This window comes from Gulosibacter massiliensis (genome assembly GCF_900626105.1).
Taxonomy (GTDB): domain Bacteria; phylum Actinomycetota; class Actinomycetes; order Actinomycetales; family Microbacteriaceae; genus Gulosibacter; species Gulosibacter sediminis.
The window spans coordinates 428,132-449,234 of the sequence record NZ_UYZX01000002.1 but is presented as its reverse complement, the minus strand read 5'-3'; the positions used below and the strand labels follow the sequence as shown (position 1 = coordinate 449,234).

The window sequence follows — 21,103 nt, the reverse complement described above, 5'->3', positions numbered from 1 at the left end:
GCCTAGCCGCGCGCGGGCACTGCCGCGGCTACCGCTTCCGCTACCGTCGGATGCTCGAACTCGAACCCGCTCTCGACGAGCCGGGTTGGCTGCACGGCCGCGTCGGCAAGCAGCAGCGAGTCCGCGGCCCGGCGCCCGAGTGCCGTCCGCAGGCCCCACTTCGGCACCGGCAGCACGTAGGGGCGCCGCAGCCGTTGCGCGAGGGCGCGCCCGAGGTCGTTCGAAGTCGCCAGGGTCGGGCCGGTGAGATTCACGGGGCCGGTGAGCCCCTTGTCGATGATGTGGCGAATAGCCCGCACCTCGTCCTCGAGCGAAATCCACGGCATGACCTGGTTTCCGCTGCCGAGCGGTCCGCTCACCCCGAGCTTCGTCAGCGTGAGCAGCGGCTTGAGCACTCCGTCAGCGTGCACGAGCGGCGCCGTACGGAGCAGCGCCACCCGCGCATCCGGCCCCGCAAGCAGGGCCGCCGCCTCCCACTGCGCGCAGAGCCGAGCGAGGTACGTGTCACCGGGCGCGCCCCGTTCGTCGAGGGTGGCACCCGGCTGGTCGCCGTAGAAGCCGACGGCCGAGGAAGAAATGAACGCCGGAGCCTCCTTGCCGAGGGCGCGCAGCGCGTCGGCAAGCACGCGGGTCGGGCGCAGCCGCGAGCGCCGCAGTTCGGTCGCGTACCCGGGTGTCCACGGCAGGCGGCCAATGCTCGCGCCGCAGAAGTTCATGACGGCCTTGCTGCCGACAAGGATGCTCGGGTCGAGCGGCTCGAAGTTCGCGAGCCACTGCACCTCGTCGGGCGACTCGGCGGGCCGGCGCACGAGCCGAATGACGGTCGCGCCGTCATGCTGCAGCGACTCGGTGAGCGTCCGCCCGATCAGGCCGGATGCACCCGCGATTACGTATCGATCCGTCATTGAATATCCTTGCGAGCGAGTTTCGACGGCCACCAGACGGCACGTCCGACGTCAGTGAAGAGCGCAGGCACGAGCACAGCGCGTACTAAGAAGGTATCCAGCAGAACGCCAAACGCCACGATGAACGCGATTTGGGCGAGGAAGAGGATGGGGATGACGGCGAGCGCCGCGAACGTTGCGGCGAGCACGAGGCCCGCCGAGGTGATGACACCGCCCGTGGCGGCAAGCCCCCGCAGGATGCCCGCACGGGTACCGAACCGGAGCGTCTCCTCGCGCACTCTCGTCATGAGGAAGATGTTGTAGTCGATGCCGAGCGCGACGAGGAACACGAAGCCATAGAGCGGCACGGCCGCGTCGGCGCCAGGGAAGTGGAACACCTCGTTGAACACGAGCGCCGCGACACCGAGCGCGGCGAAGAACGACAGCACGGTCGTGAGCACGAGCAGGACTGGCGCGAGCACTGACCGCAGCAGCAGCATGAGGATGAGCAGGATCACCAAGAGCACTGCGGGAATGATGAGGTTGCGGTCGTGAATCGACGCCGCGTTCGTGTCGATGGCCGTCGCGGTGACGCCGCCGACGAGCGCGTCAAGGCCGGCGTCGGCGTAGGCGGCCCGAATTTCGGTCACGGTTGCCTCGGCGGCGGCTGAGTCGGCCGCGTCCGTGAGCGTGCCCTGCAGCAACACTTGGCCGTCGACGACGGTCGGCTCGGGCGTCGGTGTGCCGGGCGGACCCGCCGCCGAGATACCGTCGGCCGTGACCAGCGCGGAGCCGGATACGCTGTCGCCGCTCGCGACGCTGACGCTCGCGATGCCGTCGTGAGCGAGCAGCACGTCGGCCGCCTGCTGCAGCGAGTCGGCCTCGACGATGACGTTCACCGGGCTCCCCGAGCCGCCCGGGAAGTGCTCGCCGAGCGCCGCTTGGCCGTCGCGCGCATCCGAGCTCGCAAGCACGAGGTCGGACTGGGGCACGCCGTGCGCCTGCAGCTGGGTCACGCCGAGCGCGCCGGCGAGCAGCACGAGCGAGGAGACAACCCAAACCGCCCGCGGGCGGCGCTGGATGCGGCGGCCGAGGCCAGCCCAGCCGCCAGTCACGGCCTCGACCGCCGCGGCGTCGGCACCGGTGGCGTGCTCCGGCTCGTACTTCGGGCGGCGCGGCCAGAACGCTGCTCGCCCGAACGCATAGAGCAAGGCTGGCAACAGCGTAAGCGCGGCGAGTATCGCGAAGGCGATGCCGATCGCCGCTACGGGGCCGAGGGCGCTGTTCGACTTGAGGTCGCTGAGCAACAGGCACAGCAGGCCCGCGATGACGGTGCCTCCCGAGGCCAGGATCGGCTCGAAGGCACCGCGGAGCGAGTTCTTGGTGGCCCGCCATTTGTCGTTCGTGTGGCGCAGTTCTTCGCGGAAACGCGAGACATAGAGCAGGGAGTAGTCGGTCGCGGCGCCGATGACGAGAATGAACAGGATGCCCTGGGTCTGGCCGCTCAACATCAGCACGCCTGCCTTCGCGAGCCACCAGACGGTGAGCAGGGCGACCGTGAGCGCAAACACGCTCGTCGCAAGCACCGCGATCGGCAGCAGGAGCGAGCGGTAGACGACGATGAGGATGACGAAGACAGCGAGGAGCGCCACGAGCAGCAGCACGCCGTCGATGCCCGAGAACGCCGCGCTGAGGTCGGCTGTGAACCCGGCCGGGCCGGTGACGTAGGCCGTGACTCCCGCGGGCGCGGCGGCCTCGAGCCGCTCGGAGAGTTCGGCCACGACGTCACCGACCTCGGCGTCGGCCGAGATCGGTACGAATGCCTGCGCCGCGAGGCCGTCGTCGGAGGGCATCAGCGGCGAAATGTCGTCGGGCACCGCGTCGAGCTGCGACAAGTCGGCCACCGCGGCCTGAAGAGTGTCGAGCTGCTGCGCATCCAACTCGGTGGACGACGTGAACACGACCACCGCCGGCAGCACGTCGTCGTCGGTGAAGCCGCTCGCAAGTTCCTGCACCCGCGTTGCGTCCGCTGAGTCGGGTAGGTAGGCGGTTTGATCGTTCGACGAGACCTCGCTCACTTTGCCGAAGTACGGGCCTCCGATGCTCGCCCCGAGTAACCAGAGCAGGATGATCGAGGCGGGAAGGATCACCCTCAGCCAGCGCGGGATGGCGGCGGTCGTCGCAGACGAATTCGCGTGGCTCATGGGGCTCCTGTCGACTCCGACCAGTATTCCCGTCGTGCGCCCACAAGTCCAACCAGAATGCACCGAAAACGGCGACGGCCCGCGAGTCACCGCGGGCCGTCGCCGCGTCGAGGAGGCGCCTAGGCGTTCGCCTTCTGCACGCGCTCAATGAGTGAGATGAACGCGCCGAGGTAGGCGGTCAGGAACTCCTTGGTGCCGCCGTTCGTGATCTCGCCGTGCTCGTCGATGAGGCCCGGCGTCATCTGGATCATGCCCTCGGGCTGGCCCATGACGATCGCGTTGAAATGACCCATGATTGCCCGGAGGTGCTGCTGCGCAGCGGCGGTCGAGATCGGGCCGCCCGAGGCACCGATGACGGCGACGGGGCGACCGCTGAACGACATGTTGCCGTAGGGGCGGGTCGACCAGTCGAACGCGTTCTTCAGCACGCCGGGGATCGAGCGGCTGTACTCGGGCGTCGCGATGAGCACGCCGTCGACGTCGCCAATCGCCTGCTTGAAGTCGGTCGCGACCTGGGGGAACTCGGCCTCGAGGTCCTGTGAGTAGAACGGCAGGTTCTTGATCTCGATCTCGCGGAACTCGACGCCCTCCGGCGCGAGCTTCGCGATCGCCTCGACGAGCGCGCGGTTAATAGACGTGCTCGAGAGGCTGCCGACGATGTAACCGATGGTGGTCACGAATGTGGTCCTAAAAGTCAGGCGGAAGGGGCGGGCCGACAGCGCGGCCCGAGAGAATGCAATCCACGACGGCGCGCATCTATTCCCACGACTTCGGGCGCCCGCGCCTCGCCGGAGACTGCCCCGCTTACTCGGCGTCGAATCTCGGCGCGAGCCGCTGGTGGAGGGCGCCGACATCGGCGCCCGGCAGCAAGGCCGAACGCACGATGATGCCCTGCGCAGTCGTCAGCAACGCCTCGATCTCGACCGCGACGCGTTGAGGAGCCTCTTCGCCATACTTTTCCTCGCCCCAGGGCAGCAGCAATTCGGTGAGGTGCTGCTCGAGCAGCGCGAGGTTACCGGCCATCAGTTGCCGCAGCTCGGGGTCGTTGAGCACCTCCGCCCACACCTGGAGCAACACTTGCGGCACGTTCATGATCGGCAGTTTCGGTGCGTAGTTGAGGAAGATCTCGCGCGGGGTCACCATGCGCCCGGCGGTTCTCGCCGCGTCTCCGATCGAGGTCGCTCGATCTTCGAGGAGCTCAGCTGCCACGTGCCGAAACAGTTCGGTTTTGCTCGAGAAGTGCGAGTAGATCGACCCGGCCGAGAGCCCCGACTCGGCCGTCTCCGCGATCGAAGACGCAGTCGCAACCCAGGCCGACGGTGCCATCGACTTCGTCCGCGCCGGCGACCGCGACGAGGCCGTGGCCCAGGTCGAGGGCCGCGACACTTACGGCGCGATTGTGATCAGCGCATCCGGCGCGCCCGAGGTGCTCACTGCATCCGCCGGCAGCGCCGTCGCCACCCAGCTGCTCAACGGCGTCGCGACCCAGCTGCAGGCCCAGCTCACCGAGCAGGTGACCGCCGCCGGCGGCGATGCGAGCATGGCGCCGCAGGTCGTCGTGACCGAGCTTGTGCCGCTCGCGGCATCAGATGCGGCAGGCTCCGGCCTCGCCGCGTCGGCATTCCCCCTTACGATGGGCGGCATGCTTGGCGGCGTGCTCACGGCGCTGTCGATCAAGGGCCTGTGGCGGCGCCTCGCCACCGTCTCCCTGTTCAGCGCGAGCGCCGCGCTCATCATTACCTTCGTGCTGCAGACCTGGTTCGAGTATCTTCAGGGCAACTTCGGGGTGAACTCGCTTGCGATCGGCCTGTCGATTCTCGCGTCGTCGACGTTCATCGTTGGTGCCGCGACGCTCCTCGGCACGCCAGGCATCGGCGCCGGCGCGCTCGTGACGTTCCTCATTGGCAACCCGCTCTCGGCCGCCGCGATGCCGTGGCAGTTCCTCGTCGAGCCATGGGGTGCCATCGGTCAGTTCCTCGTGCCCGGCGCCTCGAACTGGCTGCTGCGTTCACTGAGCTACTTCCCCTCGGCAGACACCTCGCAGCAATGGTGGACCCTGGCGGGCTGGGTCGCGTTCGGACTCGCACTTGCTTTCATCGGCACGACCGTTCGCGGCCGACGCGGCATCGCACCCGCCGAGGTCGAGCCCGCCGAGGCAGCGACGGCCGAGGCAACGACGCGCGCACCGGTCGCCGCCTAGCGCCCGCTCGGCCCCAGACCCCCGCGCCCAACTCAGTTTGGCGCGGGGGTTTACGCGTGTTTCGCGTGGCGCAAGAGGTACCAGCACCACAGCGCGAAGCAACCGATACCGACCGCGAGCGCGACGAGCAGGGCGACGCCGAACGGCTGCTGCGTGAGCGCGGTGAGCGCCTCGTCCATGCCGCCAGCCTCCTCGGGGTCGTGGGCGATCGCGGCAGCGATGAACAGGCCGCCGATGAGCGAAATGGCGATGCCCTTCGCGATCCAGCCCGCGCCAGCGAGCCAGCGGGTGGTGCCGGTGAGCTCGGTCTCGAGCTCTTCGTTGAACCTGCCCGAGATGCCCTTGACGATCTGAGCGACGCCAACCGCGACAACGCCGAGGCCGACCGCCGCGACGAGCCAGGGACCAAACTGCATCGACATGAGCCGCGACGTGAGTGACTCCTCGCCGCCACCGCCACCCGAGCCGCCGCCGAGCGCGGCCGCGATCGACGAGGCCGCGAGCACCGCGTAGAGCACGGCGCGGGCGAACGCGCCGAGTCGCTTGCGAAGGCGCTTGCCGCCATCGAACTCGCGGTAGCCCACGAACCCGGCGACGAGCTGCCACACGACGAGCGCGATGAAGCCGATGCCCACGACCCAGAGCAACACACCACCGAGGGGCGTCTTCGCAAGTTCTTTGAGCGCGCCGGTGTTGGAGGCATCCGCGCTGTTGTCGCCGAACGCGACCCGCAGCGCCAGCCACGCGATAACGAGGTGCATGAGGCCGTAGGCGAACACCCCGATCTTGACGAGGGCGCGATAGGCAGGCTGCCGCTGCACCTGATGTGCGGCATCTTTGGCGGTGGACTTGGCGACGTTCGACATGTCTCGACGCTAGCGAATCCGCTCGGCAATCCACAGGGCGCCCGCGAAAGCCCGTTACAAGACGCACCGGTACCCCTGCCGAAAGGTGCCTCTACCGTGCGGGCACACGGCGCGGAAACATCGACGACATGGCCTCCACCACCGTCGACGCACCAGCCCAGTCCGCCCTCGCCCCTCGCATCCGCTCAGCAGTGCCCGGCACGGTCATCGCGGTCGCGGCCGCGATGGTGTCGATGGCGGTGGGGATGCTCGTACCCGGGCTGAGCGCGATGCTGCTCGCGATCATCCTCGGCGTCGTCGCGGCGAACACGGGCCTCATTCGCGCGCCGCTCGAGCCGGGCATCAGCTTCGCCGCGAAGCACCTGTTGCGGGCGGGCATCGTGCTGCTCGGCCTGCAGCTCGTGCTTGGCGACATCGTCGCCCTCGGGGGCCCGATACTGGTCGTGGTGCTCGCCATCGTCGGCGGCGGCATCTTCGGCACGCTCGCGCTCGGTCGTCTCTTCGGCGTGCCGCGGCAATTGCGTCTCCTCATCGCCTGCGGCTTCTCAATCTGCGGCGCCGCTGCGGTCGCGGGCACCGCCGGCGTCACCGACCCCGACGACGAGCACGAACAAGACACGGTCACCGCGGTTGCCCTCGTCGTTATCTTCGGCACGATCATGATCTTCGCGGTACCCGGCCTAGCGACCCTGCTCGGTCTGGATGCGCGCATGGCCGGTATGTGGGCCGGCGGTTCGACCCACGAAATCGCGCAGGTCGTGGCGATCGGCGGCATCGTTGGCGGTAGCGCGCTCACGGTCGCCGTGCTCGTGAAGCTCGCGCGCGTGCTGCTGCTCGCGCCGGTCATGGCCGTGCTGAGCATCCGCGCCCGGCGAGAGGCCGCAGCCCACGCCGAGCAGTCGGCGCCGAAACTGCCGCCGATTCTGCCGCTGTTCATCGTCGGGTTTCTCGCCGCGGTGCTGCTGCGCTCGTTCTTGCCACTGCCGACCATGGCCCTCGACCTCGCCGGGCAACTGCAGACGGTGCTCCTCGCGGCGGCGATGTTCGGCCTCGGCTGCGGCGTGCGCGTCGCGCAGCTGCGCAAGGTCGGCGCCCGACCGTTCGCCCTCGCCGCCGCAGCCACCGTGCTCGTCGCTGGCATCGCGCTCGGCGGGGTTCTCGTCGCCGCCTGACGCGTACGATGCTCGCGTGGAGACGCAGCAGCTCAAGACGCCTGGCGGCGCCCGCCTCGCCTGGGCGACGACGGCGGGCGCGCCGCGGCGTGAGATCGCCCGCGGTCTGCTGCGCGGGCTGCTCGCGCCCGACTTCGGCGACATCGCCTTTACGCAGGCGTGCGCCGTCTGCGGCAGCCGCGAGCATGGCCCGCTGCGAGTCATCGCCTCCACGCGCGAGCGCATCCCGCGCGTCAGCGTGAGCTATGCCGCCGGCGTGGCGGTCGCCGCGGTGGCGCCCATCGGCGTTGCCGAGTTCGGCATCGACGCCGAGGCCGACTCTCCCCGAACCAGGGCCGCGATTGCCGAGGCCCTGCCCGACTGCCCGGACTCGAGCATCCGGGCCTGGACCGCCCTTGAGTCCGTCGCGAAGGCGAAGGGCACGGGCCTACGCGGTGACTGGCAGCGGGCGGATACGGCGGGCTACGACCTCGAGCACGTCACGCTGCCCACCGTGCCGGACGCGGCCGAAACCGACTCCCGGCCGATCGTCGTGGCGCTCTGCGCGCGGTGGACCGTCGCTACGCGGAGGTAGTGGGCGGCAGAGGGGCTGCCGGGGTCGGAGGCGTCGCTGGCGACACGGGAGGCAGCGGCGGCACCGGCTTCTCGTGGAGCCACGCCTTCCATAGGTCGGCCTGCGTCGGAATGCCCGCGACTTCCTCGACCACCGCGAGGAAATCTTCCGTGCCAACGAGTCGGTGGCGATACTTCGAAGCCCAACGCCGCAGCACGGCCCGGAACACGTCGTCGCCGACCGTGCGCCGCAGCGACTCGAGCAGCAGGGCGCCGCGCTTGTAGACGCGGTCGTCGAACAACTGCCGCTCACCCGGATCGGCAAGCACCAAGTCCTGCCGCTCGCGCACAAGTTGCGCGTAGTGATGCTCCGCGCACTCGGCGATGGTCTGGCCGCCCGCTGCCTCCGACCACACCCATTCGGCGTAACAGGCGAAGCCCTCGTTGAGCCAGATGTCGGCCCACTGGCGAATGTCGACGCTGTTGCCGAACCACTGGTGCGCGAGCTCGTGCGCAATGAGCCGTTGCTCGTCGGCCGCGCAGTGGTTCACACCGAACGTCGCCATGCCCTGCGCCTCGAGCGGAATCTCGAGTTCTTCCTCAGTCACGACCGTCGTGAGGTCGACCTGCGGGTACTGACCGAACCAGTCCTCGAACACCTCGACCATCTTCGGCATGGGTGAGAACGCCTGGCGCACGCGCGGCCACTGAGCGGGCGGCGTGACGATGCGGCCCGCGCCGAGCTTGTATTCGCGGTACTCGCCGACGTGCACGGCGACGAGGTAGGTCGCCGTCGGCACCGAGCTCGCGAAGCGCCACGTGCGCTTGCCGCCGCGCGACGACACACGCCCCGGCTTGCCGGTCGCCGCGACGAAGAAATCCTTGTCGCAGGTGAAGGCGATGTCGTAGGTGGCGCGGTCGTCCACGCGGTCGTTGCAGGGGAGCCAGGTCGGCGCACCGGTCGGCTGCGAGGCGACGAGGGCGCCGTTCTCGAGCTCTTCCCAGCCAATCTGCCCCCACTTCGAGCGCACTGGGCCAGGCCGGCCCCCGTACTCGATCTCAACCTCGAAGCGGGCCCCCGCCGCGAGCCGGTCACCAAACTTGAGCTGCACGCTGCGGCGATCCTGTGTGAACTGCTTGTGTAGCTTGCCGCGCACCCTCACCTTCGACGCCTTGAGCGCGTGCAGGTCGACCCGCAGCGACTTCGTCGCCTCGAGCACGAGGATGCGCAGGGTCGCGGTACCCTCGAGCCGGTTCGTGCGCGGGGTGTAATCGAGCTCGAGTTCGTAGTGCTCGACCGAGTACCGGCCGTCGCCGGAGTCGGGCATGTAGGGGTGCGGAAAAGCGGTAGGTAGCGTCGAAAGTGACTTCATTCGGAGAATCTCAGCGCGCGAGCGCGGTTAGTTGGTGGATTGGTAGGCGCGCACCTTCACGGCACGCCACGGGCCGATGGGATTTCCGCTCCAGCGCGAGCCAACGGGCACCGTCTCGCCACGCATCACGAGCGACGCGGGGCCGACCGTGGCATGGTCGCCGATGCGCGCAGCGGGAAGCACCACGCTGTGTGGGCCGAGCGTTGCGCCCGCGCCGAGCTCGACCCTGTCGATGCTCATGATGCGGTCGTGGAACAGGTGCGTCTGCACGACGCAGCCGCGGTTCACGGTCGAGCCGTCACCGAGCGTGACGAGGTCGGGCTCGGGCAGCCAGTAGGTGTCGCACCAGACACCGTGACCGACCTTCACTCCGAGCGAGCGTAGCCACACCGCCATCGCGGGCGTGCCGATGGCCGAACGCGCGAACCAGGGCGCGGCGAGCATCTCGGTGAATGTGTCGCTCACCTCGGTGCGCCACACGAAGCTCGACCAGAGCGGATGCTCGCCGACGCGGATCGGGCCGACGATCGTCCACTTTGCGACGGTGGTGATGAGCGCCGCAACGCCGCCGGCGACGAGCATGACGACACCTGAGAGGAGAAGGGTCCACAGCGGGCCCGTCGTCTCCCACAGCCAGGCGAACGTGAACAGCACCGCGACGCCAAGCCCGCAGGTGACGAACACCGGCACGATGCGACAGAGTTCCCAGAGCGTGCGCGCAATGCGCAGGCGGCCGCCGGGGTTGTACGTGCGCTCGTCGTCGCCATCCTGCGTCACACGCCGCAGGCGGGTCGCCGGCGAGCCGAGCCACGACGAGCCCGACTTCGCCTTCGACGGCGCGACCGAGAGCACCGCGACGAGCGAGTTCTTCGGCACCTTGTGGCCGGGGCCGGCCATGCCGGAGTTACCGAGGAACGCCTTCTTGCCGATGCGTACCTGGCCGATACGCAGCCAGCCGCGGTGCAGCTCGTACGAGGCCACCATCGTGTCGTCGGCGAGGAACGCGCCATCGTCGATGCGCGCCATCTTCGGCAGCAGCAGTACCGTCGAGGCCTCGACGTTCTTGCCCACCTTGGCCCCGAGCATCCGCAGCCAAATCGGTGTGAACAGGCTCGAGTAGAGGGGGAAGAGGAAGTTGCGAGCCGCGTCGAGCAGGCGCTCGGTGGTCCAGGCCGCCCAGCCCTGGCGGCTGTGCACCGGGTAGGTGCCCTCGCGCATCCCGATCGACAGCAGGCGCACAAGCACGACGACGGCGCCCGCGTAGACGACGCCGGCGGCAAGCACGGCGGGCACGAGCCACGCCATCGCACCACCGAACGCGCCGAGCAGCGTCTCGGCACCGCGGATGCCCTGCACGAGTACCAGCGCGCCGACCGTGAAGGCGACGAACGGCAGCAGCGCGAGGCCGACCGACGAGATGCCGTAGGCGACCTTCCAGATCGGCCGCTGCGGGGCGACGCCCTTCGGCCAACCTTCGAGCGCCTTGCGCTTCTTCGAGTCTTTCGCGCCACCGATGCGCACTGCGGGCGAGCCCGCCCAAAGCTGCTCCGACTTCACGCGGCCGAACACGGCCGAGCCCGGTGCGATCTCGGCGCCGTCGTCGACGCGGGTGCCGGGCGCGAGCGTCGAGCGCGCGCCGACCGTGACGTTGTTGCCGATCTGCACGCCGCCGAGGCGCAGCAGATCGCCGTCGATCCAGTAGCCGGTGAGGTCGACCTCGGGTTCGATGGCGCTGCCGCGGCCGACCTCGAGCATGCCGGTGATCGGCGGCAGCGAGTGGAGGCTGACCTCCTTGTCGACCTTCGCGCCGAGCAGGCGGGCGTACACCGACACCCAGGGGGCACCGGCGAGGCCGACCGCGTCGATCTGCGTCGCGAACTGTTCGGCGAGCCAGAGGCGCATGTGCACGCCGCCGCCACGCGGATAGTCGCCAGGCTTGACGCCCGCGAGCAGCAGCCGGGCAACAAGCACGGCGATCGACATGCGACCGAACGGGGTCGACACGATCACGAGGCCGATGATGAGCACCCACCACGAGACTTCAGGCAGCACGGCAAACGCGACCGGGTCGATCGCGTTCAGAATCGTGGTCGCGGTGAGCAGGTACAGCAGCCAGCGCACGCCGCTCGCGATGAACAGCGGAATGCCCGCGAGCGTCTGCGCCCACTGCGTGCGCTTCGGCGTCGGCCTGGGCTGGTGGTAGCTGTCGGGGTCGGCGTTCGCGTCGGTCGCGGCGACCGCCTTCGCCATCGCGGCGAGGCGCGGCACGTCGTAGATGTCGGCCACGGTGAACTCGGGCACGCGGGTGCGGATGCGCGACACGAGCTGCGCCGCGGCGAGCGAACCGCCGCCGAGGTCGAAGAAGTCGGCGGTCACCGACGGCACCGGCACGCCGAGAACGGCCTGCCACTGCTCGCCGAGCCAACGTTCGGCGTCGGTGAGGTCGGGGTTCGCGTCGAGTCCCTCCCCCGCGCCGGCGCCGGGAATCGGCCATGGCAGCGCGGCGCGGTCGACCTTGCCCGAGGTGCGGATGGGCAGTTCGTCGACGACCGCGAGCAGCGGCATGACGCCGGCCGCGAGGCGCGAGGCGAGGTAGTCGCGGGCGTGCGCGCGGTCGAGCTCGCCGCCGTTGCCCTCGACGACGAGATAGCCGACGAGCACGGCGACGCCGGCCTCGCTCTTACGCACGGCGGCCGCGGCCGCGGTTACGCCGGGGAGGTCCTGCAGCGCGTTCTCGACCTCGCCGAGCTCGATGCGGCGGCCGCCGACCTTGACCTGGTCGTCGGCGCGGCCGAGGAACATCAGGCCGGTGTCTTCGAAGCGCACGAGGTCGCCCGAACGGTACGCGCGCTCCCAGCCGAGCGACGGCATGGGTGCGTACTTTTCGGCGTCTTTGGCGGGGTCGAGGTAGTGGGCGAGGCCGACACCGCCGATGATGAGCTCGCCCTGTTCGCCCGGGGCCACACGGTTGCCCTCGGCGTCGACGACGGCGAGGTCCCAGCCGTCAAGCGGCAGGCCGATGCTGATCGGCGAGACGCCGTCGAGCTGGCAGCCGCACGAGACGACGGTTGCTTCGGTCGGGCCGTAGGTGTTCCAGACCTCGCGCTCCTCCGCGACGAGGCGGGCGGCGAGCTCGGGCGGGCAGGCTTCGCCGCCGAAGATGAGCAGGCGCACGTTCTCGATCGACTCGGCAGGCCACATCGCGGCGAGCGTCGGCACGGTCGAGACCACCGAGATGCTCTGGCGCACGAGCCACTGCGCGAGGTCCTCGCCCGAGCGCACGAGCGCGCGCGGGGCGGGCACGAGGCAGGCGCCGTGACGCCACGCAAGCCACATCTCCTCACACGACGCGTCAAACGCGACCGAGAGACCGGCGAGCACGCGGTCGCCGGGGCCGAGCGGATCCTGCTGGAGGAACATATTCGCCTCAGCGTCGACGAAGGCGGCGGCCGAGCGGTGCGTCACGGCGACGCCCTTCGGAACGCCCGTCGAGCCAGAGGTGAAGATGATCCAGGCGTCCTCTTCGAGGGCCGGGTCGGCCGAGTCGATCGGCGTCTCGGGCGGTTCGACGCCACCGAGCTCACGTTCGCTCGGCACGTAGCCCTCGTTGCCAATGATGCCGGCAACGTGGGCCTCACCAAACACGAGCGTCGCGCGTTCCTCGGTGTCGTCGGCGTCGACCGGCACGTACGCCGCGCGGGCCCGCATGATGCCGAGGATCGCGATGTAGAGCTGCTGCGAACCCGAGTCGACGCGCACGCCGACGCGGTCGCCGGGGCGGACTCCCGCCTCGCGGAGGGTCGCCGCCATCGCCTCGACCTCGTCGAGCAGCTGGCCGTAGCTCAGCGCGGCCGAACCGTCGTCGATCGCCGAGGCCTCCGGATGCTCCGCGGCCGTCGCGCGGAGGATGTCGATGAGGGTGCGCGGTGCCGGCGCGTGGGATGCGCGGCGAAGCACCTCCTGCGCGTTCGGGGAGGGCTGCTCGACGGGCTGCGCGTTGGTCGGGGTCGTCTCCAAGTTCTCCGGTGCTCCTTCTTCGGGATCCGCGGAAGTCGGATCAGTGCGACAGCCCCCATTGTCTCACCGGCCCTGCGCCCCGCCGCGGCGCGGCGCCACGTTGCCCCGTGCGCGCCACGATCTACGCTCATATCGATTCTGATCAATGTCAGGCGATACGCCCTTTCCTTCCCCCGCGAGTCCCGCAGGCCCGGATCCGGTCGTCTCGATCACCGACTCGGCACTCGCCAACAGATTGAGTTCAGCCCGCCGAGGGAACCCGCAGCATGAACATCGACAACGCGATCGGTGCCGGGGTCGCCACCAACCTCGCAAACAAGCTTGCAGCCGAGTTCCCCCAGTTCAGCCCCGAATTCGCGGCCACGATGGTTCATGATTCGTACGCACAGCTTGCCCAATCTCAACCGTCTGCACACCAGCTCGTCGCACTGACCGAGCGCTTCTCCCGACAGCGCATCACCGACTTCGCGCGCGAGCACCACTCCACCGTGCCGCAGGTCCTCTTCGCCTCCGTCGCCAACGCTGGCCGCTCGCAGCCCGCCGCCGCCCTGCTCGAGCGCGAGTCGGGCGGCGCGATCATCGCCCGCTCAGCAGGCTCGCGACCGGCCGCGGAGATCCACGCGAACTTGCATCCGCTGCTCGTCGAGATCGCGGGCCAGGCGGGCACCGACGCCGCGTACCCGAAGCCCCTCACCGACGACGCGGTGCGAGCGGCGGACGTGGTGATCACGATGGGCTGCGGCGACGTCTGCCCGGTGATCCCCGGCGTTCACTACGAAGACTGGCCGCTCGGCGACCCGGCGCTCGCCTCGGATGAGGGCGTCCGGGCGATCCGCGACGAGATCGAGACCCGCGTCCACCACCTCATCCGCTCCCTCGACGACCCGCGGTAGCACAACGCGCGGCTGATCCACTGCGGGCGACCCCCGGGGCCACGCCGCCGCCATTGCCTGCACCGGTTCGAAAACTGTCGCATTATCGGTTGACAAACTGTTTCGATGCACGCCAATATAGACACACGTCGAAACAGCGTCCGGCTGTCTCACCGCCCTCCCGAGGAGCCCCGCCATGACCGTCACCGAAGTCACTGACGCGACCTTCCAGCACGACGTCCTCGAATCCGACATCCCCGTCGTGGTCGACATCTGGGCCACCTGGTGCGCCCCCTGCAAGGCCATCGCGCCGATTCTCGACGCCGTGTCCGCCGAGTACGACGGCCGCGTCAAGATCGTCAAACTCGACGCCGACGCAAACCCTGACACCGTGACGGCCGCCGGCGTCACCTCGATCCCCACCCTCAGCTTCTACAAGGACGGTGAGCGCGTCGACGTGCTCATCGGCGCACACCCACGCGGCGTCATCACGGCGAAGGTCGAGGAGCTGCTCGCATGACGGCCACCCAGGTCACCCCCGCGCCCCAGACACCCGCCCGCCTCTCGAATCTCGACCGCTTCCTGCCCCTGTGGATCGGCCTCGCGATGGTCGCGGGCCTGCTCATTAGCCGGTTCATCCCGGCGCTGTCGGATGCGCTGCACCGGCTCGAGGTCGGCGGCATTTCGGTGCCGATCGGCATCGGTCTGCTCGTGATGATGTATCCGGTGCTCGCGAAGGTGCGCTACGACCGCATCGCCGCAGTCACCGGCGACCGCAAGCTCCTCGTCTCGTCGCTCGTGCTCAACTGGCTCGTCGGCCCGGCCGTGATGTTCGCGCTCGCCTGGATCTTCCTACCCGACCTGCCCGAATACCGCACCGGCCTCATCATCGTCGGCCTCGCCCGCTGCATCGCCATGGTCGTGATCTGGAACGACCTCGCCTGCGGCGACCGCGAGGCCACGGCGGTGCTCGTCGCCATCAACTCGGTGTTCCAGCTCGTCGCGTTCTCGCTGCTCGGCTGGTTCTATCTCACGGTGCTGCCCGGCTGGCTCGGCCTCGACACCCAGGGGCTCGACGTCTCGGTCTGGAACATCGCCCTGAACGTCCTCGTATTCCTCGGGGTACCGCTCATTGCTGGCTTCGCCTCCCGCTGGCTCGGCGAAAAGCGAAAAGGGCGGGCCTGGTACGAGGAGAAGTTCCTTCCAAAGGTCGGGCCCTGGGCGCTCTACGGCCTCCTCTTCACAATCGTCCTCCTCTTCGCGCTCCAGGGCGACGCGATCATCGCGAAGCCCCTCGATGTGGCCCGCATCGCCCTCCCGCTGCTCATCTACTTCGCCGTGATGTGGTGCGCCGGCATGCTGCTCGGTCGCGCCCTCGGCCTCGGCTATTCACGCTCAACCACCCTCGCGTTCACCGCTGCCGGCAACAACTTCGAGCTCGCGATCGCGGTCGCGATCGGCACCTTCGGCGCCACCTCGGGCCAGGCGCTCGCCGGCGTCGTCGGCCCACTCATCGAGGTACCAGTGCTCGTGGGCCTCGTCTACGTCTCCCTCTGGGCCGCCCGCGCCTGGTTCAAGACTGATCCGTATCAGGAGTCGACAACATGACCACCACATCCGACCCCGCCTGCTCACCCGTCGAAGTGACGGCAATTGGCGAAGACACCGCCAACGACCTCGCTGAAATGTTGAAGTCGCTGTCCGATCCGCTCAGGCTTCGGATGCTCTCGGCGATCGCCACCGACCCGCGCGGCGAAGCCTGCGTCTGCGACCTCACCGACCTCGCCGATGTCTCCCAGCCGACGATCTCCCACCACCTGAAGAAGCTGAAGGACGCTGGGCTGCTGCAGTCCGAGCGCCGCGGCACCTGGGTGTACTACCGCGTTGCCCCCGAGCGGCGCGTCGCGGTCGCCTCACTCCTCGACACCTTCGCGGCGTCGATGATCTCCTACGGCCCCGAGGAGCGCGCCGAGCGCGTCGAAACACTCCGCCGTATGGATGCGCGGGTCGAGTCGCTCGCGCAAGAGCTCGTCGAGTCGTTCGACCAGCTCAATCCCGAGTTCGTCACCACGATGGTGCGCGAGTCCTACGCCGACCTCGTGCGGTCGGCACGCTTCACCCAACACCTCATTCCACTGACCGAGCGATTCGCCCGACAGCGGTTCACCGACTACACGCGCGACCATCACGCCGACCTGCCGCAGGTGCTGTTCGTCTGCGTCGCGAACGCAGGGCGGTCGCAGCTCGCCGCCGCCCTCGTCAACAAGCTGGGTGAAGGCAAGGTCGTCGCCCGCTCCGCGGGTTCATCGCCGGCCGCCGAGGTGCATCCGCACGTCCGGTCGCTCCTCGTCGAGATCGAAGGCGAAGAGCTCGCCGGTAAAGCCTTCCCGAAGCCGCTCACTGACGACGCGGTCCGCGCGGCGGATGTCGTCGTCACGATGGGCTGCGGCGACGTCTGCCCCGTGATCCCCGGCGTCAACTACGAGGATTGGCCGCTCGGCGACCCAGCCCTCGCATCCGAAGAAGGCGTTCGCGCCATCCGCGACGACATCGAGGGCCGCGTCCGCGACCTCATCGCATCCCTCACCTCAACGAACTAAGGACAACACGTGACCACTCAACGACCAAGCGTGCTGTTTGTTTGCGTGCACAACGCGGGGCGCTCGCAGATGGCCGCCGGCTACCTGCGCCACCTCGCGGGCGACGCCATCGAAGTGCGCTCCGCCGGTTCCATGCCCGCCGACCAGCTCAACCCCGTCGCCGTCGAGGCGATGCGCGAAGAGGGCATCGACATCGCCAGCGAGCAGCCGAAGGTGCTCACGACCGAGGCAGTCAAGGAGTCTGACGTCGTCATCACGATGGGCTGCGGCGACACTTGCCCGATCTTCCTCGGCAAGCGCTACGAGGACTGGGAGCTCGACGACCCCGCCGGTCAGGGCATCGACGCAGTGCGTCCGATCCGCGACGTGATCCGCGGGCGCATCGAGGCCCTCGTCGCCGAGCTGACCAACGCCTAACCCGAGCATCCCCGGCGGAATCACAGCGCCCCCCACAAGACTGTGCGGGGCGCTGTGACGTTGCGCCAGAACACACAATCTTGGGGGGTACCAATGCGCATCGCTGTCGCAGGCGGCACCGGCACGGTCGGTCGCCACGTCGTTCGGGCGGCCTCGGAGGCCGGGCACGAGCCCGCCGTGCTCGCCCGCTCGCTCGGGATCAATGTCGTCACCGGGCAGGGCATCGGCGGCGCGCTCGCCGGCGCGGACGTCGTGGTCGACGCGACGAACCTCTTCACGCTCTCGGGCACGAAGGCGCGCCGCTTCTTCCTGTCGGGCACGCGCACGCTCATGGATGCAGGGGCTCGCGTCGGCGTGCAGCACTACGTCGCGCTCTCCATCGTCGGCATCGACGGCATCAACACGAGCTACTACGGCGCGAAGCTCGCGCAGGAGCGCTCGGTTGCGGCGGGGCCGATTCCGCACACGATCGCGCGCGCGGCGCAGTTCCACGAGTTCCCGGGCCAGCTCCTCGGGCTGCAGCGGGGCCCGCTCGCCGCGATCCCAAAGGTGCTCATGCGCCCCGTGTCGGCTCGCGAGATCGGCGACCGGCTCGTGCGCCTTGCCGAGCAAGGCCCGGCGGGGCGGGTGCAGGATCTCGTCGGTCCGCACGACGAGACGGCCGCCGACCTCACGCGCCGCCAGCTGAAGTTCGACGGCAGCCGACGAAAGGTCATCGAGGTGCGGCTCCCGGGCGCGTACGGCAAGGGCCTCGCGTCCGGCCTGCTGCGCGGCACCCAGGATGCGCTGCAGGGCACGATCACGTTCGACGAGTGGCTCGCGAGCGAGGACCGCCTGCCCCGCTAGCCGCTACCCCTGCCGCCCCTTGAACCGCGGGTTGCGCTTGTTGATAACGAACACTTTGCCGCGCCGGCGCACGACCTGCGCGCCCGGCTGACTCTTCAGCGACTTCAGCGATGCCCGAACCTTCGTTTCAACCTCCTTATTGCTAATAGTTATCATCCTAGATGCTTGCCGTTCAGTCGGCCAAAGGAGACCGCAGGCACGAGACCAAGGTGGCCGCCGTCGTGGGCAGTTGCGCACCCGAACGCGCCCGCTACGCCGAGCAGCTCAGGCGGGCGACCGACGGGGTGCACGTGAGCGCGCGGCGTCTCAGCATGTCGCCAGACCCGCTCGACGAGGCGTGTGCCCTCGCTCAGTGGGCAAACACCCCGGCTGGCGCAGTCATTGAGTTCCCGACCACGACGATCATGACCGAGCTCATCGGCGCGCTCGCTGACCCGGCCGCGCACCTCGAGGTCGCGGCGATCGTCCGTGTCGTCGACGCCGCCCACCTGCTTCGCGATCTCGCGCGCGACGACTCCGCGCGCCACCGGGCCGCGCCGTGGCAACGTGAGGCGGGCGTCCGCTACGCTGCACGCGCCATGCTCGCCGCCACCGAGATCGAATACGCCTCGATGGTCGTGCTTGTGAACTGGTAGGCGCTCTCGACGCCGGATCTCTCGACCACGATGGCGCTCGTGAGCAGCCTCAGCCCGCAGGCGCGGCTGCGGCTCGACCACGACGGTGTCGCCGTACCCGAGACCGCCGAGAACTACGCCGCCACGCGGGAGCGTCCGGGCTGGGTCGGCCTGCGTGGCGGCGACTCCGACCCGCACATTACGGACCGGCGCGTCACGGGGCTCCGCTACGAGCACCTCCGCCCGCTGCACCCCGAGCGCCTGCAGACGCTGCTCGACGATTGCATCCAGCAGGGCGAGTTCGGCACGGTGCTCCGCTCGACGGGCTTCTGCCACTTCGCGACGCGGCCCGGCATCGTCGGCGAGTGGAACCACGTCGGCTCGATGATCTCCTTCGAGCCGCTCTCCCTCGCCGCACGCCGCCACGACGCCGACGAGGTGCTCGCGATCGGGCAGGACCTCGCGCTCCTCGGCCTCGACCTCGATGTCGCGGCCCTCACCGCCGCGCTCGACGAGGCCGCGCTCACCGACGACGAGTTCGCCACGGGCCCCGGGGCCTGGGCCAGATTCCCCGACCCCGTCCCCGCCTGGGACACTGCCGACGCCGAGACCGACGAGCTGCTACGCCTGCACGCACCAGCCGTGCGGCGCCACCGAGCCGGTGAGGCCGCGCGTCGCGTCATCGCAGTCGACGAGCTCGCCCGGCCCGAGCGGCCCCGCGGCGTCACCGAGGTTCAGCGTGAGGCGCAACGCCTGGTCGCTCGAGGTCAGCGCGAGCACGAGCCGCTCGTTCGCCACCTCGACCGCCTTCGACCTGGCCCGGTGGAGCCAAGGGTGCCGGCGGCGCAGGCCGAGCAGCCGCTGGTGCAGGTGATACGTGCGCGAATCCGCGCCGACGAGTTCGTCAGGCGACGCGGGAAACTCGGGGCGAATCGCGTCATCTCCGCCTGCGCGCTCCTCCTTCACTGCGCGGAAGGCGAACTCGTCACCGCTGTAGATCTCGGGGGTGCCACCGAGCAGCGCGAGGAGCACGAGCGCGTGGTCAAGGTCGCGCGGGTCGGCGATCTGGCTCGCGATGCGCGTGACGTCGTGGTTGCCCACGAAGGTCGTCGGCACAAACCGTTCGAGCATCTCGTTGTGCCGCCCGAGCGCCCATGCAAGCTCGTAGAAGTTGCGGTCGTTGAGGCTCGACCAGATCGCCTTCCACAGCTCATATTGCGTGACCGCGTCGACGCTGCTCGCCGCCGCGAATTCGGCGTAGTCGCCGTGAATCACCTCGGCTTCGAACCACACGTCGGGGTATCGGCGGCGCACGTCCGGGAGCACCGCCGCCCAAAACTCGGTCGGCACCGCGTACGCGGCGTCGAGGCGCCAGGCGTCGGCGCCGCGCTCGAGCCAGGTCGACATGATGTCGACGACGAGGTCACGCACCCGCTCACTGTCGTGATTCAGGGTCAGGAGTTGTTCGTGCCCCTCGAACGCGACGAACTCGCGGGCTGCACCAGGCGCATCCGTGCGCAGCAGCGAGTCGGTGCGCGGCCCTTCGCGCAGCGCCGCCGCGGCGATCGGATGCGCGCGGCCGACGTGGTTGAACACACCATCGAGCTGGATGCGCAGGCCCCGGTCGTGCGCCTCGCTCACCAATCGCTCGAAGTCGTCGAGCGTGCCCAGGCGCGGGTCAATCTCAGAGTGGTCGAGGGTGTCGTAGCCGTGCGTGGCGGCGGTGAAGATCGGCCCGAGGGCGATGCCCGAGCAGCCGAGCTCGATTACGTGGTCGAGCCAGGGAATCAAGCGGAGCAGCCGGTGCGCATCCTGGTCGTGGGGCGCGGGGTAGGCGCCAGTGAAGCCGAGTGGGTAGGCGCGCCACCAGATCGCGTGTTCGACCCATGCGGGTTCGTGAATGTGTTCGGTCATGACGCCTCCAGGCCGGAACGTGCTGGCCGCCGGGTAAGCGGCCGCAGCTACCAGCTTCGACGATGACGGCTTGACGCGAGGTCAGTGGCCGCGACCGGAAACGGCGAAGGCCACTCCGCCCGGGCAATCATGCCCAGCCGAAGCGGCCTAGTGCGCTCGAACTACGAGATAACGGTGATGTTCGCCGCCTGCATGCCCTTGGGGCCCTGCTCGGCGTCGAATTCAACCTTCTGACCCTCTTCAAGGCCGCGGAAGCCGCTGCCGTTGATGGCGCTGAAGTGCGCGAACAGGTCAGCCGACCCGTCGTCGGGGGCGATGAATCCGTAGCCCTTTTCGGAGTTGAACCATTTGACGGTGCCTGTGGCCATGACGTCTTAACTTTCTTTGTCTTGGACCTTGGGTGATCCGGTGCCCGCGGTGAAGGTGCCACCGCGGCTCAGTTGTGCGGAGGCGGTGGTCGCGGTCTTCACCAGCGACGCCCGCAAACGCACCATCCACGCTGCAGCGGGTGCGTCGCGGAAACCTGAAGCATCATCGTATCGTGTCGAATGACCGAGCGACACCACCGCCGC

General features: G+C 69.2%; 20 protein-coding genes and 1 pseudogene. 11 read left to right on the top strand and 10 right to left on the bottom strand.

From position 1 onward, the window contains the following. Window positions 1–2: 2 nt before the first annotated feature. The 4 genes from EJL01_RS11870 to EJL01_RS11855 all read right to left on the bottom strand — a co-directional run bounded on the left by EJL01_RS11870 (window position 3) and on the right by EJL01_RS11855 (window position 4,414). Complete coding sequence (locus EJL01_RS11870; RefSeq protein WP_125107837.1) at window positions 3–905, bottom strand: TIGR01777 family oxidoreductase; 903 nt, start codon at window positions 903–905, stop codon at window positions 3–5. Then, window positions 902–3,088 carry an MMPL family transporter gene (locus EJL01_RS11865; RefSeq protein ID WP_125107836.1) on the bottom strand — a complete coding sequence of 729 codons (2,187 nt, stop codon included), beginning with the start codon at window positions 3,086–3,088 and terminating at the stop codon, window positions 902–904. The genes EJL01_RS11870 and EJL01_RS11865 overlap by 4 nt, the downstream gene beginning before the upstream one ends. Window positions 3,089–3,207: 119 nt before the next feature. Then, the gene (locus tag EJL01_RS11860) at window positions 3,208–3,765 is read right to left on the bottom strand and encodes an NADPH-dependent FMN reductase (protein WP_125107835.1); all 558 of its coding nucleotides are present in this window, start codon (window positions 3,763–3,765) and stop codon (window positions 3,208–3,210) included. 127 nt (window positions 3,766–3,892) lie between these two features. Further along, complete coding sequence (locus tag EJL01_RS11855; protein WP_125108047.1) at window positions 3,893–4,414, bottom strand: TetR/AcrR family transcriptional regulator; 522 nt, start codon at window positions 4,412–4,414, stop codon at window positions 3,893–3,895. Window positions 4,415–4,448: 34 nt separating this feature from the next. On the opposite strand from EJL01_RS11855, the gene EJL01_RS11850 reads away from it, so the two are divergent. After that, complete coding sequence (locus tag EJL01_RS11850; protein WP_125107834.1) at window positions 4,449–5,288, top strand: hypothetical protein; 840 nt, start codon at window positions 4,449–4,451, stop codon at window positions 5,286–5,288. Window positions 5,289–5,338: 50 nt separating this feature from the next. Here EJL01_RS11850 and EJL01_RS11845 read toward each other — a convergent pair whose 3' ends face one another. Continuing rightward, window positions 5,339–6,154 (bottom strand): DUF1206 domain-containing protein, encoded by an 816-nt coding sequence (locus EJL01_RS11845; RefSeq protein ID WP_125107833.1) that lies wholly within the window; start codon window positions 6,152–6,154, stop codon window positions 5,339–5,341. 128 nt (window positions 6,155–6,282) lie between these two features. Here EJL01_RS11845 and EJL01_RS11840 point away from each other — a divergent pair, with 128 nt between their 5' ends. Together EJL01_RS11840 and EJL01_RS11835 are read left to right on the top strand one after the other, a co-directional pair. After that, window positions 6,283–7,326, top strand: coding sequence for a YeiH family protein (locus EJL01_RS11840; protein WP_125107832.1), 1,044 nt, complete (start codon window positions 6,283–6,285; stop codon window positions 7,324–7,326). A 16-nt stretch (window positions 7,327–7,342) separates the two neighbouring features. Then, on the top strand, window positions 7,343–7,900 hold the full coding sequence (locus EJL01_RS11835) for a 4'-phosphopantetheinyl transferase family protein (RefSeq protein WP_125107831.1): 558 nt from the start codon (window positions 7,343–7,345) through the stop codon (window positions 7,898–7,900). Here EJL01_RS11835 and EJL01_RS11830 read toward each other — a convergent pair. Both EJL01_RS11830 and EJL01_RS11825 read right to left on the bottom strand, forming a co-directional pair. Next, window positions 7,887–9,251, bottom strand: coding sequence for a M1 family metallopeptidase (locus EJL01_RS11830; protein WP_125107830.1), 1,365 nt, complete (start codon window positions 9,249–9,251; stop codon window positions 7,887–7,889). The two genes, EJL01_RS11835 and EJL01_RS11830, sit on opposite strands and share 14 nt — an antisense overlap. A 27-nt stretch (window positions 9,252–9,278) precedes the next feature. Then, the gene (locus EJL01_RS11825) at window positions 9,279–13,268 is read right to left on the bottom strand and encodes a Pls/PosA family non-ribosomal peptide synthetase (RefSeq protein ID WP_125107829.1); all 3,990 of its coding nucleotides are present in this window, start codon (window positions 13,266–13,268) and stop codon (window positions 9,279–9,281) included. A gap of 266 nt (window positions 13,269–13,534) precedes the next feature. Here EJL01_RS11825 and EJL01_RS11820 point away from each other — a divergent pair, with 266 nt between their 5' ends. The 6 genes from EJL01_RS11820 (at window position 13,535) to EJL01_RS11795 (ending at window position 18,003) form a co-directional block, all read left to right on the top strand. Next, entirely contained in the window at window positions 13,535–14,161 is a 627-nt protein-coding gene (locus tag EJL01_RS11820; protein WP_125107828.1) for an arsenate reductase/protein-tyrosine-phosphatase family protein, read from the top strand. 175 nt (window positions 14,162–14,336) lie between these two features. Continuing rightward, a complete protein-coding gene (gene trxA, locus EJL01_RS11815; RefSeq protein WP_125107827.1) occupies window positions 14,337–14,660 on the top strand; it encodes a thioredoxin in 324 nt (107 codons plus the stop codon). Then, a complete protein-coding gene (gene arsB, locus EJL01_RS11810; RefSeq protein ID WP_125107826.1) occupies window positions 14,657–15,748 on the top strand; it encodes an ACR3 family arsenite efflux transporter in 1,092 nt (363 codons plus the stop codon). Before trxA ends, arsB begins: the two co-directional genes overlap by 4 nt. Continuing rightward, window positions 15,745–16,740 (top strand): metalloregulator ArsR/SmtB family transcription factor, encoded by a 996-nt coding sequence (locus EJL01_RS11805; RefSeq protein ID WP_125107825.1) that lies wholly within the window; start codon window positions 15,745–15,747, stop codon window positions 16,738–16,740. Before arsB ends, EJL01_RS11805 begins: the two co-directional genes overlap by 4 nt. Window positions 16,741–16,749: 9 nt before the next feature. Beyond that, window positions 16,750–17,157 carry an arsenate reductase ArsC gene (locus EJL01_RS11800; protein WP_125107824.1) on the top strand — a complete coding sequence of 136 codons (408 nt, stop codon included), beginning with the start codon at window positions 16,750–16,752 and terminating at the stop codon, window positions 17,155–17,157. 93 nt (window positions 17,158–17,250) lie between these two features. After that, a complete protein-coding gene (locus tag EJL01_RS11795; protein ID WP_125107823.1) occupies window positions 17,251–18,003 on the top strand; it encodes an SDR family oxidoreductase in 753 nt (250 codons plus the stop codon). 3 nt (window positions 18,004–18,006) lie between these two features. On the opposite strand, the gene ykgO is transcribed toward EJL01_RS11795, so the two are convergent. Beyond that, on the bottom strand, window positions 18,007–18,150 hold the full coding sequence (ykgO, locus tag EJL01_RS11790) for a type B 50S ribosomal protein L36 (protein ID WP_241209228.1): 144 nt from the start codon (window positions 18,148–18,150) through the stop codon (window positions 18,007–18,009). A gap of 14 nt (window positions 18,151–18,164) precedes the next feature. Between ykgO and EJL01_RS13150 the strand changes: the two genes are divergently transcribed. Further along, the gene (locus EJL01_RS13150) at window positions 18,165–18,638 is read left to right on the top strand and encodes a hypothetical protein (RefSeq protein WP_206427737.1); all 474 of its coding nucleotides are present in this window, start codon (window positions 18,165–18,167) and stop codon (window positions 18,636–18,638) included. 30 nt (window positions 18,639–18,668) lie between these two features. After that, window positions 18,669–19,124 (top strand): annotated as a pseudogene (locus EJL01_RS13500) (GTP-binding protein); the annotation flags it as partial. 114 nt (window positions 19,125–19,238) lie between these two features. Here EJL01_RS13500 and EJL01_RS11780 read toward each other — a convergent pair. Continuing rightward, a complete protein-coding gene (locus EJL01_RS11780) occupies window positions 19,239–20,531 on the bottom strand; it encodes an alpha-amylase family glycosyl hydrolase (RefSeq protein WP_206427736.1) in 1,293 nt (430 codons plus the stop codon). Between the two features lie 161 nt (window positions 20,532–20,692). Then, window positions 20,693–20,899 (bottom strand): cold-shock protein, encoded by a 207-nt coding sequence (locus tag EJL01_RS11775; RefSeq protein WP_125107821.1) that lies wholly within the window; start codon window positions 20,897–20,899, stop codon window positions 20,693–20,695. Between the last annotated feature and the right edge of the window lie 204 nt (window positions 20,900–21,103).

Excerpts from the sequence above, each read along its gene's own strand:
- EJL01_RS11855 (WP_125108047.1), bottom strand. The coding sequence starts at position 4,414 with ATGGCACCGTCGGCCTGGGTTGCGACTGCGTCTTCGATCGCGGAGACG.
- EJL01_RS11795 (WP_125107823.1), top strand. The coding sequence starts at position 17,251 with ATGCGCATCGCTGTCGCAGGCGGCACCGGCACGGTCGGTCGCCACGTC.
- EJL01_RS11775 (WP_125107821.1), bottom strand. The coding sequence starts at position 20,899 with ATGGCCACAGGCACCGTCAAATGGTTCAACTCCGAAAAGGGCTACGGA.
- EJL01_RS11865 (WP_125107836.1), bottom strand. The coding sequence starts at position 3,088 with ATGAGCCACGCGAATTCGTCTGCGACGACCGCCGCCATCCCGCGCTGG.
- EJL01_RS13150 (WP_206427737.1), top strand. The coding sequence starts at position 18,165 with ATGCTTGCCGTTCAGTCGGCCAAAGGAGACCGCAGGCACGAGACCAAG.
- EJL01_RS11780 (WP_206427736.1), bottom strand. The coding sequence starts at position 20,531 with ATGACCGAACACATTCACGAACCCGCATGGGTCGAACACGCGATCTGG.
- arsB (WP_125107826.1), top strand. The coding sequence starts at position 14,657 with ATGACGGCCACCCAGGTCACCCCCGCGCCCCAGACACCCGCCCGCCTC.
- EJL01_RS11820 (WP_125107828.1), top strand. The coding sequence starts at position 13,535 with ATGAACATCGACAACGCGATCGGTGCCGGGGTCGCCACCAACCTCGCA.
- EJL01_RS11840 (WP_125107832.1), top strand. The coding sequence starts at position 6,283 with ATGGCCTCCACCACCGTCGACGCACCAGCCCAGTCCGCCCTCGCCCCT.
- EJL01_RS11845 (WP_125107833.1), bottom strand. The coding sequence starts at position 6,154 with ATGTCGAACGTCGCCAAGTCCACCGCCAAAGATGCCGCACATCAGGTG.
- EJL01_RS11870 (WP_125107837.1), bottom strand. The coding sequence starts at position 905 with ATGACGGATCGATACGTAATCGCGGGTGCATCCGGCCTGATCGGGCGG.
- EJL01_RS11805 (WP_125107825.1), top strand. The coding sequence starts at position 15,745 with ATGACCACCACATCCGACCCCGCCTGCTCACCCGTCGAAGTGACGGCA.
- trxA (WP_125107827.1), top strand. The coding sequence starts at position 14,337 with ATGACCGTCACCGAAGTCACTGACGCGACCTTCCAGCACGACGTCCTC.
- EJL01_RS11830 (WP_125107830.1), bottom strand. The coding sequence starts at position 9,251 with ATGAAGTCACTTTCGACGCTACCTACCGCTTTTCCGCACCCCTACATG.